This window comes from Saccharothrix deserti (assembly GCF_009769385.1).
GTDB lineage: Bacteria > Actinomycetota > Actinomycetes > Mycobacteriales > Pseudonocardiaceae > Actinosynnema > Actinosynnema deserti.
On sequence record NZ_ML775960.1, the window covers coordinates 362,261 to 375,483 of the forward strand.

At 68.8% G+C, this 13,223-nt stretch carries 5 protein-coding genes; 1 reads left to right on the forward strand and 4 read right to left on the reverse strand.

What is annotated here, in order from left to right:
* Window positions 1–36 precede the first annotated feature (36 nt).
* Complete coding sequence (locus FM051_RS03955) at window positions 37–3,771, forward strand: Eco57I restriction-modification methylase domain-containing protein (protein ID WP_158840686.1); 3,735 nt, start codon at window positions 37–39, stop codon at window positions 3,769–3,771.
* 38 nt (window positions 3,772–3,809) lie between these two features.
* Here FM051_RS03955 and FM051_RS03960 read toward each other — a convergent pair whose 3' ends face one another.
* The 4 genes from FM051_RS03960 to FM051_RS03975 all read right to left on the reverse strand — a co-directional run bounded on the left by FM051_RS03960 (window position 3,810) and on the right by FM051_RS03975 (window position 13,151).
* Window positions 3,810–7,733, reverse strand: coding sequence for an Eco57I restriction-modification methylase domain-containing protein (locus FM051_RS03960; protein ID WP_158840688.1), 3,924 nt, complete (start codon window positions 7,731–7,733; stop codon window positions 3,810–3,812).
* On the reverse strand, window positions 7,730–10,879 hold the full coding sequence (drmD, locus tag FM051_RS03965) for a DISARM system SNF2-like helicase DrmD (protein ID WP_202918664.1): 3,150 nt from the start codon (window positions 10,877–10,879) through the stop codon (window positions 7,730–7,732). The genes FM051_RS03960 and drmD overlap by 4 nt, the downstream gene beginning before the upstream one ends.
* Window positions 10,880–11,077: 198 nt before the next feature.
* A complete protein-coding gene (locus FM051_RS03970) occupies window positions 11,078–12,523 on the reverse strand; it encodes a SulP family inorganic anion transporter (RefSeq protein ID WP_158840690.1) in 1,446 nt (481 codons plus the stop codon).
* 37 nt (window positions 12,524–12,560) lie between these two features.
* Window positions 12,561–13,151, reverse strand: a complete 591-nt coding sequence (locus FM051_RS03975) for a carbonic anhydrase (protein WP_158840692.1) — start codon at window positions 13,149–13,151, stop codon at window positions 12,561–12,563.
* Window positions 13,152–13,223 lie beyond the last annotated feature (72 nt).

Here is a 13,223-nt window from a genome sequence, read left to right on the forward strand (position 1 = left end):
GGACTCCCGGTACTCACAGAGGTTTTTCCGGGCGGAGTGGAGAACCTGTCCCGCATTTTGCGGGAAAGGACACGCCAGGCGTGGGGGGAATTCGACGCCGATCCCGACCGACTCCGGACGCGCTGGCAGGACTTCGTGCTCGGCGAACTGCTCCGCTACCCACCCGCCGCGCTTCGGGAAACCGCAGTGTCCGATGTGGACATCCGTGGTCCCTTCAAACCGGACCAGGTCGTGCTCGGAGCAGCCGGCTCGGGCGGTCACGCGGTGCGTCTGCACGTCTACCGCCGTGAGGTCGACCCCGAGCTGGCCGCCCGCGTGTGCCGGGACACCCGGACGCCGTTGGCGCTGTCGACCGACGGTCGGTTCTGGACGCTCGTCCACGCCCGTCCCGGCGGCCCCACCAGCACGGCCGTGTTCGACGCGGACCTGTGGTCGGAGGAGCCGATCATGCTGCGGGCGTTCGCCTCCCTGCTGTCGCCGCAGCGGGTCCTGGCGCCCTCGGACCGGCCGGACACGCTGACCGCGTTGTTCGCCAGGACCGAGGACGAGCAGACCCGGATCACCGGAACGTTGGGCGAGCAGGTCCGGCAGGCGGTGGAGCTGCTGGTCGGCGAGCTCTCCCGGCTGGACCGCGAAGCCGGTGGGACGGTGCTGGCCCAGGTCGACGAGCGGAGCATCTACCGGGGCGCGCTGAGGACACTGATGCGCCTGGTGTTCCTCCTCTACGCCGAGCAACGCGAACTGCTGCCCGTCAAAGACCCGGTCTACCGCGACGGGTACGCGGTCACGACGCTGCACCGGCAGCTGAGCGAGGACCGCGACCGACACGGCGAGGAGGTCGGCGACCGACGCAGCGCCGCCTGGCTGCGACTGCAGGCCACGTTCCGGGCGATCCACGGCGGCAGCGAACACCCCGACCTGCGGATCGCGGCCCACGGCGGCTCGCTGTTCGATCCCGCGGTGTCACCGTGGCTGGCCGCCGTGCCCGTCACGGACCGGGTGGTGCACGAGATCCTGGAGTCGTTGCTGGTGCTCAAGCACCGCGGCAAGGCGGCTGAACGACTCAGCTACCAGGCTCTCGACGTGGAGCAGATCGGGCACGTCTACGAGGGTCTGCTGGACTTCTCCTGCCGCAAGGTCGACGAGCCGTACCTGGGCTTGATCGGCAAGCGGGAACCCGAACTGCCGTTGGCACGGGTCGAAGCCGGGGTTGATTTCAAGGAGGTTTGCGGGCTCACCTCCAGGCAGGTGGAGAAGGCGCTCGCCGCCCAACCCACACCGAATGATTTGGCCGCTCTGCACGCCGCGTGCGACAACGATTCCGAGCTGGCGGAGCGCGTCCGGCCGTTCTGGGGCCTGCTGCGCAAGGACCTGCGCGGTGCGCCGACCGTGTTCCCCGCGAAGTCGGTCGTGTTCACCAACGACAGCGGCCGACGTGCCACGGGGACGTACTACACCCCTCGTGCTCTCGCGCGAGAGATTGTCGAGCACACGCTCGCACCGCTATGCCGAGTGCGCGAGGCCTCCGGCGTCTCTCGTCCCCGCACGGCCGAGGAACTGCTGTCGCTCAAGGTGTGCGACCCGACGATGGGGTCCGGCGGATTCCTGGTTTCGGCGTGCGAGTACCTGGCCGACCGCCTGGTGGAGGCCTGGGAGCGGGACGGCTACCCCAGCGGTATCGGCGGCACTGCGGAGGACATCAGGCTCGCCGCGATGCGCATGATCGCGGCCCGCTGCCTCTACGGCGTCGACCGCGACGAACTCGCCGTGGATCTGGCGAAACTGTCCCTGTGGTTGCTGACGCTTGCCAAGGGCAGGCCGTTCAGCTTCGTGGACCACGCGCTTCGCTGTGGCGACTCCCTGATCGGCCTGATTAGCGAACGCCAGGTCGAAAGCTTCCACCTGGACCCGGACCGCGCGGGCCTCGACTCCGGCCGGTGGACCTTCGGCATCGCCGAAGAGCTCATCAGCCCGGTGCTCGCCGAAGTGGCGGACCTGCGCAGGTGCATCGAGGACCGCGCCGCCGACGACATCCGGCAGATCAACGAGAAGCAGGACAAGCTCAACCGCGCCGACCGGCTGACCCGCCGATTACGATTCATCGCCGATGTGGTGGTGGGCGCGGCACTGAGCACGTTCGGCCAGGGTGAGCAGCGCTACCGGGATCGGCTCGCCGCCGTGTCCGAGGAGGCCATCGGCCTGCTGGCGGAAGAAGAGGAGAACGGCCCAGTCGAACGCAAGGTGCGGCGGGTCGTCGCCGAATGGCTGACCGGTGGCCGGTCCCGTCCCCTGCGGCCATTCCACTGGGCGCTGGAGTTCCCGGAAGTCCTGCGACGCGGTGGCTTCGACGCCATCGTCGGCAACCCGCCGTTCGTGGGCGGTCAACGCCTGACCGGCTCGATCGGCCATGACGTGCGCGAGTACCTGGTCACCCGATTAGCCAAGGGCAAGCGGGGAAGCGCGGACCTGTGCTCGTACTTCCTGCTGCGCAACCTGGAGATCTCGGCCGGTGGTCGCGTCGGGATCATCGCCACCAACACCATCGCCCAAGGCGACACCCGTGAAGTCGGACTCGACCAAGCCACCAGGCATGGCTGGCGCATCTACCGCGCGATCAAGTCCCAACCGTGGCCCGGCACGGCATCGCTGGAGGTGTCGCTGCTGTGGGTCGGCCACACCGAGGAAGGAGAAGTCTTCCACCTCGATGGCCGGCAGGTCTCGGACATCACGCCGTCGCTCGACCCACCATCCCGCGCATCCGGCAACCCTCACCGCTTGGCCTCGAATGCAGGGCAGTCGTTCCAGGGCACCAACATCCTGGGCACCGGCTTTTTGATCGAACCGGCACATGCGGCCGAGTTGATCGCGCGGAGTAACCGCAACCGCGACGTGCTGTTCCCCTACCTCAACGGCGAAGACCTGAACTCCCGGCCTGACTGCTCCGCGGCACGGTGGACAATAAATTTCCATGACTGGAATGAGGCGCGCGCGGCCGAGTACACGGAATGCTTTGCCATTGTCGAACACAAGGTAAAGCCGGAAAGAATCCGAAACAAGTACAGCAAGACCGCTCGCGAAAGGTGGTGGCAGTACGAGCGCATCAGGCCGGAATTATACAAGGCTGTGGGCGAGTTGAAGCGGGTTCTCACAATCGCGTTGGTCAGCAGAACCGGATTGCCTCTCTGGGTTCCAACCGGTCAGGTGTTCTCACACATGTTGGGTGTCTTCGCGACCGATCGAGACGCGCACCTAAGCCTCCTGTCCAGTAACCTGCACTTTGCGTGGTGGACCATCAAAGGCGCATCGACTATGCGGACGGACGCCCGCTACACACCATCCGACGGATTCGAGACGTTTCCGCAGCCAGAGCTGACCGCGCGGATGGATCGGGCAGGCGAGGAACTGCACCGGTTTCGTCGTGGCGTCATGCTGGACCGACAACTCGGCCTGACGAAGCTCTACAACCTCGTGCACGACGAATCGGTCAACGACCCTGAGGTGCGGCGGCTGCGTGAGATCCACACCGAAGTGGACGATGCGACCGCCGAGGCGTACGGGTGGTCCGATCTCGGCCTCGGACACGGGTTCCACGACACACGACAAGGACGTCGGTTCACGATCGACCCGGTTGCCCAGGTCGAGGTCCTGGACCGGTTGCTGGAGCTGAACCACCAGCGCTACGCCGAGGAGGTCGCGCTCGGGCCGCATCGGGGTAGCGGCTCGAAGCGCGGGACAGCGCCAGCACCGCCGACCGACGGCGGGTTGTTCTGACGAAGGTCGGGAGACGCGATCAAGTCCGGGTCACTCGGCTAGAACAACGCCCCCTCGGGCGGGAACAACTCGCCCGCGATCGAGGGCGGGTCGGCGGAAGCCGCCGCCTTCCGCTTGCCCTTCCCCTTGGAGTGCAACCCCTGCGCGACTTCCTCGGCGTGGTATTCGTGATTCAGCTGGAACAAGCGCGTCAGCAGAACGCTCCGAGTATCCGGGTGAATGGTGTAGCGCTCGCCCTGCCTGGTTTCGTAGAAGTCGTGACGGAGATCCACATCGGACCAACCGTAGGCGGCGACCACCGATCGGTCGACTTCTTGGTGCGCATCACGGAGTCGGTCGACCACTTCGCCACCGACACCGCGCGCGTGAACGGTCTTGTAGAGATCGGTGAGACCGATTTTCTCGGCAAGCATGACCGCCTGCCTGATGTCGTGCAGGTTCTCCCCCGCCCGATGCATGTCCGACGTCGCCACCGGGACCGGGAACTTCTCACAACACTCGGAAGGGGTGTACACCGCATCGACACGCATCGGGGTTCCGAATCGCATGGTCCACCAGTACTGAAGAGCACTCGACCGCAGTGCCAACTCGGCGAAGCTGTCCGAGGGGAAGACGACGAGCTTCTGATCCAGCATCTGGCCGACTGGAATCATGACAGGAATTTGAGTCTTGCTGGTCTGGGACATCGCGATGACCCGCGAGAGCCCTCGCATGGCCGCGAACAATCCCGGTCGACGGGTCTCGTACAGCCAGAAGTTGTCCCGAAGCTTCTTCGGAACCACGTACTCCCCGTCTTTCTTGCGGGACCGATCGGCGACAACCCGGTCCGCGACGATGTCGAAGACGGCGGGATAGGTCTCCGCCGCCTCTCTCGACATGTCCTTGAAGTCGATGATCCACCGCCCCGCCGACAGGTCGTAGCGCGAGTTCAGATCGTCGCCGTTGATGTAGGGCACGACCACATCGGCATTGCGCTCGTCTTTTTCGATCAGATCTCGCGCCTCAGCGGCCGAAAGAATGAAACCCGGACTGTACGGCTTGACACCGAGGAAAGCATAGCCCGCGTTCGCCGACAGTCGTTGGACGTCAGGCAGGTCGTCGGATTTCTCGTCCAGGTAACTGGAGATCTCGGAGACCTCCCGCCCGTCAAGGTAGCTCACTTCCCGATCAAGGCGCTTGCCGGCGAGCCAAATAAGGGCCACCGACACCGCCGCATCGTTGGGCCACGGCATACTCTTGACGGCCCGGACGATCTCCACCCCCTTGGGCAGCGCCCCGAGGCCCACTCTCCTCGAAGCACCCTCGGCGATGGTCTTGGTGGTTATGAGACCCGTTCGACCGGCAGGCGACAGTTCGACATCGCGGAGCAGGAAGTAGACCGAAAGATCCGCACTGCCTTTTCGGTTCTTCGCAATGCGCTCGACCATGAAGTCCCGGACATCACGGCCCACGTTCGCCGAAATGCTCGATCCCTTCATGAACGGCGGATTTCCCACGATGGCGTCGAAGCCGCCGCGCCGCAGCACCTCGGGAAACTCCAGCGCCCAGTGGAACGGCCGGATCGGCTGCGATCGGCTGCCCTTCAGCCAGTCGTTCACCGTACCGACCAGTGCCCTCTCGGCGGGAGAGTCGTGGGCCGGCTCCCGCAACAGGTCGATGGCTTCCTTCGCCGGGCCGGCCAGGCGATCCCGGTAGCGCTCGTCACTCTGTCCCGCGGTGCTCAACGCCGCGCCGACCACCACATCGGCGACCTGTCGCAACCGGCGGGTCAGCCAGTCGGCGCGAACCAGCTTGGCGGCCTTCTCCTCGATCTGCCTCAGATCATCCGCGGGGCTGTCCTCGATCTCCTGGCGCAGCTCGGCGGCTTCGTTGAGCGCGGGGCCGATCAAGTCACTGGGGAACCCGAAAGTCCAGCCCTGTTCGGGAGCGCTGTCCGGGTCGAGGTGGAAGCGTTCGAGCTGGCGTTCGTTCACCACACCGATCAGCGAGTCGCCGCACCGCAGGGCGTGGTCCAGGAAGCCGAACGGCTTGTTGCGCTCCAGCGTCACCAGCCACAGCGACAGCTTGGCGAGTTCTACCGCCATGTCGTCCCGGTCCACGCCGTAGACGCACTTGGCGGCAACCCGCCGCATGGCGGCGAGCTTCACGTCCTCCGCGGTCCCACCGACACCCTCGGGGTACCCGTCGCGCTCCCACGCCTCGACCAGCCGCGTGGCGAGGTAGTCGCAGGCCGCCACGAGGAACGCGCCCGATCCCATCGTCGGGTCGCACACCTTGAGCCGCAGCAACTCGTCAGGCGCACGCAACCGGGACTCACCGGTCTCCTCGCGGACGTAGCAGAGCGGCGCGAGGGTGTGCTCCACGACTTCCCTGGCCAACGCCTTCGGCGTGTAGTGGGTGCCGGTCGCCCGCCGGTCGTCGACCTTGGTGAACAGCACCGACCCGGCCGGGAACACGGTGGGCTCGCCGCGCAGGTCCTTGCGCAGCAACCCCCAGAACGGCCGGACGCGCTCGGTCAACTCGGAGTCGTTGTCGCACGCGGCGTGCAGGGCGGCCACATCACTCGCCGTGGGTTGGGCGGCGAGGGCCTTCTCCACCTGGTGTGGCTTCAGGTCGCAGGCTCTCGCCAGGTCCGCACCGGCCTCGACGTCCGCCAGCGACAGCTCGGGCTCCAGCCTGCCGATCAACCCGAGGTACGGCTCGTCGACCTTCTTGCAGGAGAACTCCAACAGACCCTCGTACACGTGGCCGATCTGCTCGACGTCCAACCCCGTGTAGCTCAACCGCTCGGCGGCCTTGCCGCGGTGCTTCAGCACCAGCAACGCGTCCAGGATCTCGTGCACGACCCGGTCGGTGACCAGCATGGTCGTCAGCCAGGCGTGCGCGGCCAGGTCGAACAGCGAGCCGCCGTGCGCCGGAATCCGGAGCTCCGGGTGTTCGCAGCCGCCGTGGATGGCGCTGAACGTCGCCAGCAGCCGGAACCAGGCGGCTTCGCGCCGGTCGATGACCTCCTCGCCGAGCCGGTCACGATCCTCGGTCAGCTGCTGGTACAGCTCGGTGACGGCATACCCGCCCGCGTACACCGGGTCCTTGACGGGCAGCAGCTCGCGCTGCTCGGCGTAGAGCAGGAACACCAGGCGCATCAACGTGGTCAGGGCGGCCCGGTAGATCTCCCGCTCCTCCACGTCGGCCAGCAGCGCGCCGCCCGCCTCGCGGTCGAGCCGGGCGAACTCGCCGACCAGCAGTTCCACCGCCTGCCGAACCTGGTTGCCCAACGTGTCGGTGACCTGGGACTGCTCGTCCTCGGTGCGGGCGAACAACGCGGCCAGCGTGTCCGGCCGGTCCGAGGGCGCGAGCACGCGTTGGGCCGACAACAGGGACGCGAAGGCGCGCAGCAGCAGCGGCTCCTCCGACCACAGGTCGGCGTCGAACACGGCCGTGCTCGTCGGGCCGCCGGGGCGGGCGTGCACCAGAGTCCAGAAACGGCCGTCGGTGAGCAGCGCCAGCGGCGTGCCGGTGTCACGACACACCCGCGCGGCCAGCTCGGGCTCGACCTCGTGCCGGTAGACGTGCAGCTTCGCCGCCCGGCCGCCGGGTGCCTGCGGATCGGGGCCGATCGCCACCTGGTCGGGCTTGACCGGGCCTTCGATCTCGAACTCGGCCAACGCGGTGTCGCGCAGCACGGACGGCGGGTAGCGCAGCAGGTCACCGAACACGAAGTCCTGCCACAGCACGCGCAGTCGGTCGGGGTCGGCGTCGAACTCGGCCCACGCCTGCCGCACCCGTTCCCGCAGCGGCTGGGGCAACGCCTCGACGCCGTTCGGGAACGCGGAGGTGAGCACGGGCAGGCCGATGAACGGGCCGTCCGGGCGCAGCAGCGCGATCCACTCGGCGTGCTGCTCCACCGCGCTGGGCGCCTTGGGACGTCGCGTCCCGGGCGACTTGGCCGACGCGGCGGTCATCGGGTTGCTCCTCGTGCGATCGCGGACGGCACCAGCAGCGTCACGGCCACCGGGAACCACCGGGTCGTGGGGTCGGCGTAGCGGCGGCGCAACGCCTTCTCCTCCCGCTCCCGCTGTTCGGGGATCGCCTCCAGCCGGGCCCGCAGCGCATCGCGGTCGGCGTTGAGCTGGTCGCGCTCGTCGATCTCGAACAGGCTCGGCTGCCACACGTCCTGGTCGTCCAGCGCGATCTCGATGGACTTCGCCAGTTCCTCCAGCACCTTGCCGATGCCCTCGACCTCCTCGTCGCACCGGTCGCGCAGCATCGCCCGCATACTGCGCAGCCGCTGGTCGGCGCGGGTGTTCAGGGCCTTGGCCAGCGGGTCGGACAGCGTCGGCCACAGCTCGGTGAACTTGTCGCGCATGGCGTCGGCCGGCTCCTCCGACGCGGCGGCCAGCAGGGCGTCCACCTCGTCGACCTTGCGGATGAGCGAGAACTTGCCCTGCTCGATCAGACCACCCGCGGACACGATCTCCTCGTGGAGTCGACTGCCGTCCGCACCCGTGACGACGACGCGGCCGTGCGCGATCACCGCGGGCACGCGCAACGTGTCACCGCGGACGACCCGCGTGGTGATGCGGCGCAGCTTCCCGCCCGCACCGGCCTTCGTCTGCGCCCACAGCTCGGCGCGCAGCAGCCTCATGCACATCTGCACCAGCCGGTGCCCCAAGTGCAGCAGCACCACGTCGGTGCGTCCGCCGACAGCCTCCTGGTCGAAGCTGACCGGCCGCTCCTCACCGGTGACCGGGTGGCGCAGGCCCTCGTTGCGGGCCGAAGCCCAGGCGCCCGGCAACTCGGGCAGCCGGAACACCTCGCCGCCGAACCCCGGCGGCGGTGTCGCGGGCCGCAGGTCCTGGCGGTGTGCCAGCCGCAGGGCGGTGCTCACCACCCGGCGCACCGTCTCCGGGTTCAGGTTGAGCTTGGCACGGCTGGAGCGCAGCTCCTCGGTCAGCCGTTCCAGGTCACGGGCGAGGTCGCGCTCCACCTTCAGGCGTGCGCGGCCGGAGCGTTGGACGATCTCCCGGTCCGCGGTCTGCCAGTCACCGCGCTCACCGACCATCTTCTGCTCGATCTGCGCGGCGATCACCTCACCCGCGCTGCCGAGGTCCTCGCGGATCTGGTGCACCTTGCGGACGGCGACCTCCAGGAAGGCCAACTCGTCCTCCAGCGATCCCTCGGCGAAGTCCTCCTTCTCCCAGCCCTTCGGCACGAAGTGGTGCACCTTCACCACCTCCGCGGGCTGCCCGTGCCGGTCGACGCGACCGTTGCGCTGCTCCAGCCGGTTCGGGTTCCACGGGATCTCCCAGTGCAGCACGCGGTGGCAGTGGCGTTGCAGGTTGATGCCCTCGCTGGCCGCGTCCGTCGCCAGCAGGATGCGCATCTCGTCCAGCCGCGGATCCTCGGTGAAGACGTTCTTGATGCGTTCCCGCTCGTCGACGTCCTGGCCGCCGTAGAGCAGGGCGATCTTCTCCGGCCGGTAGCCCGCGTTCAGCAGCCGCTCGTGCAGCCAGCGCTGGGTGTCCCGGTACTCGGTGAAAATGATGATCCGCTCGTCGTCCCGGTCCACGATCGGCCGGAGGTGCGCCAGCAGCGCGGCGACCTTGCGGTCCGCGCGGTTCTGCGCGTCCCGTGCCCAGTCGCGCAGCTGCTCCAGCAGCGCCTTCTCCCGAGCCGACAACGGGGGTGCGCCGCGGCGGGCCACGCGCAGGGCGTCCGCCTCGGCTTCCCGGTAGCGGCTGCTGTCGGCGTCGTCCTCGTCCGCGGCCTCGGTGACCCGGTCGATCAACACGGGCAACGCGTGTGCGAGAGGTCGGCCGTCGGTGTCGCGTTCGCGCTCCGCCATCGTCGTCAGGTGCACGTCGACCGTCTCGGCGAACGCCTTGGGCGAGGAGAACAGCCGGCGCTTGAGCAGGGTGGTGACGAAGTCCGCGGCCGTCTTGGAGCCGGTGCCGCGTCGGCTCTCGCTGTACTGGCGCAGCAGGTCGTGGGCGTGGCGCTCCTCGGCGGAGTGATCCACCTCCAGGTAGTCCAGCTCACGGGTGCCGAAGTACGACGAGCCGTCCCACTTCTTCGGCAACTCGCTCTTGAGCCTGCGCACCATCGCCCGCTTGAGCTGCGCCTCGCTCGGCCTGACGTTGCGCGCGAAACGCTGGTCGTCCAGCAGCTCCAGCAGCGCGGTGAAGGACTCCAGGTATCCGTTGTGCGGAGTCGCCGACAGGAACAGGCGGTGCTCGCAGTGCGGGGCCAGGGTGCGGACGGCCTTGGTCCGAAGCGAGTCGACCGCGTACCTGCCGCGACCGGACGGCGCGCACGTGTGCACCTCGTCCACGACGAGCAGGTCGAACTTCCTCGGGTACTCCGGGGTGCTCGGCAGGACCTGGTCGAGCAGGCGCATGGGGCGGGTCCGCTTGAGCCAGTCGATGCTGACGATGAGCCTCGGGTAGTGCGTCCACGGGTTGGTGTGCGGGCCGCGTGCCCGGCGCAACTGCTTGAGCAGGTCGGAGTCGACGATGCGGAAGTCCAGGCCGAACTTGTCCCGCATCTCGTCACGCCACTGCAGGGTCAACCCGGCCGGGCACACGATCAGCATCGTGCGGGCGCGGTGGCGCAGCGCCAGTTCCTGCATGACCAGACCCGCTTCGATGGTCTTGCCCATGCCGACGTCGTCCGCGATCAGCAAGTTCGTGCGCGGCATCGACAGGGCCCGCACCACCGGGTCGAGCTGGTAGTCCTCGATCTGGATGCCCGAGCGGAACGGGGCCTGGAGCGCGGTGGTGTCCGCCGAGGCGATGGCGCCCCAGCGCACCGCGTCGAGGAAGGCGTCCAGCTCGGCCGGGTCGTCGAAGCCGTGCTCGGGGCCGGGCAGCACGGCCGTCTCGTGGACCACCGCGCCGATCTCCAGCTCCCAGACGACCTGGAGCGTCTCCTCCCGGGCGTCGTCCTCGATGCTGACCAGCGTCACGAGGTGCGTCGGCGGGGTGGAGAAGAAGTGCGGGTCGCTGCTCGCGATCTCACTGCGCACGACGTCCGACGTGACCCACTGGCGATTACGCACCGTGACGAGCTGTCCCTGAACGGGCACCACCGAAGCTTCGACTGTCGTCACGTCACTCCCTCGATCCGGACGAGCACCGGACAACTTACTCGGCGCTACGGTCCGTGGTCACCGAGATCGGAGGGTGACGACAAGGTGTCGCCACTGCGTGGCCTTGGTCGACGTGGAGCAGGGCGTCGTGCCCCTGCGCGACGCACAGGGGCACGACACCCTTCGAGAACGCTTCCGGTCGGTCCGTTCCCGGATTGATCAGTCGGCGGACACCGGGTGGATCAGTTCCACGCCGGCGCGCCGCGCGGCCCAGTGGTCGATCGCCTGGCCGCACGCCTGGTCGAGGTGGTGGACGCCGGTCAGGTCCACCCGGACCCTGCTGTCGGGCAGGGCTTCCAGGGTTTCCAGGAGTCCGGGCAGCTTGAGGAACGTCGCGTTGCCGCGCACCGCCACGTGGTGGTGGTCCTCGCCGTGCGCGGTCACCGTGACGGTCAGGCGGGACATGTCCCAGGCCGTCTTGACCACCGCCGCCAGCAGGCCGACGAGGGTGCCGGTGAGCAGGTCCGTCAGCACGATCAGACCGGCGGTGAGCACCAGCACGGCGGCTTCCGCGCGGTCGGCGCGGGCCAGGTCCAGGACTTGCCTGGGCGCCAGGAGTTTCCAGCCCGCCTGCACGAGCAGCGCGGCCAGGACCGCCAGCGGGACGTACGACAGCACGTCCGGCAGCAGCACCACGAACACCAGCAGCCACGCGCCGTGCAGCACGCGGGACAGGCGGGTGCGGGCGCCGGCGTCCACATTGGACGCGCTGCGCACGATCACGGCGGTCATCGGCAACGCGCCGAGCACACCGCACACCGTGTTGCCGACGCCCTGCGCGACGAGTTCCTTGTCGTACCTCGTCCGGGGACCGCTGTGCATCCGGTCCACGGCCGCCGCGCTGAACAGGCTCTCCGCCGACGCCACCAGGGCGAACGTCAGCATCGCGCCCAGCACACCGGCGTCCAGCAGGGAGAAGTCGACCAGCGACACCACCTCGGTCAGCGGGCCGACCGAGATGCGCGGCAACGGCAGCAGCACCCCGACCGCGGAGGCGACCACGACGGCCACCAGCATGCCCGGCACCGCGCGCCACGGCGTGCGCTTCCACAGCCACGCCACCACCAGCGTCAGCACGCCGACGGCCAGGCCGCTCAAGCCGACCGACGTCGTCACCGCCGCACGGGCGAGGTCGAGCAGCCCGGAGATCTTGTCACCGGTCGTCGCGGGCTGGTCCTGCCCGGCGAACGGGTAGAGCTGGCCCAGCACGAGCACCAGGCCGATGCCCGCGAGCATGCCCTGGACCACGGCGGGCGAGATGGCGCGGAACCAGCGGCCCAGCCGCAGCAGGCCCATCGACACCTGGAGCAGGCCCGCCCCGAGGACGATGAGGCCGAGCGCGCCCAGGCCGTGCGCCGCGACGGTGTCCGCGACCAGCACGGTCAGGCCCGCCGCCGGTCCGCTGACCTGCATGGTGCTGCCGGGCAGCAGGCCGACCACGAGGCCGCCCACCACACCGGTGATGATGCCCAGTTCCGCCGGGACGCCGGAGGCCACGGCGATGCCCACGCACAGCGGGAGCGCCACCAGGAACACCACCAGCGACGCGCCGACGTCGGGCCAGAAGGACGGCCGCCCCGGCGGGGCGGAACGTTCGGTTTTCATGCTCACTCGATGACTCCGCGGAAGTCGGGGCAGCCGCTCACAGCGGCTGGAACAGGTCCGAGCGGTGGGCGAAGACCTCACCGGACTCGATGTCGTAGAACCACCCGTGCACGCGCAGGTCGCCGGATTCGACGCGCTCCCGCACGAACGGGTAGTCGCCCAGCTCGTCGAGCTGGGCGAGGACGTGCTGTTGGCCCTCCGCGCGCAGCGCCTCGTCCGGCCGCGCGGTGCCCGATCGGAACCGGGCGTGCGAGGCGAGCCAGCGCCGCATGTTGGGCAGGTGGTCGAGCGCGGGCCGGCCCGCGTGGAGGGCCTTGACCGCGCCGCAGTGCGAGTGCCCGCACACCACGATCTCGGTGACGCCCAGCTGCACGACCGCGAACTCGATGGTCGCGATCTCGCTGGACGCGGACTCGGGGTGGTAGGCGGGGATGACGTTGCCCGCCGTGCGCAGTTCGAACAGGCTGCCCGGCTCGGCGCCGGTGATGTCGGCGGTCACGATGCGTGAGTCTGCGCAGGTGATGAACAGTGCGGTCGGTGATTGGCCGGCGGCGAGCCTGCGCCCCGTTTCGGGGGATCTGCGCAGCGAATGCGTGCGGGCGTGCTGGACCAGTTGACGGAATTCCATCGGATTTTCCCCACTCGTCGGTGGTCGGACGATGCGATCGACTGGCGGTGGGGCGCCGATCAGTGCCGGAAC

Coding starts and splice junctions, on each gene's coding strand:
- FM051_RS03960 (WP_158840688.1), bottom strand. CDS start 7,733: ATGACCGCCGCGTCGGCCAAGTCGCCCGGGACGCGACGTCCCAAGGCG.
- FM051_RS03975 (WP_158840692.1), bottom strand. CDS start 13,151: ATGGAATTCCGTCAACTGGTCCAGCACGCCCGCACGCATTCGCTGCGC.
- FM051_RS03970 (WP_158840690.1), bottom strand. CDS start 12,523: ATGAAAACCGAACGTTCCGCCCCGCCGGGGCGGCCGTCCTTCTGGCCC.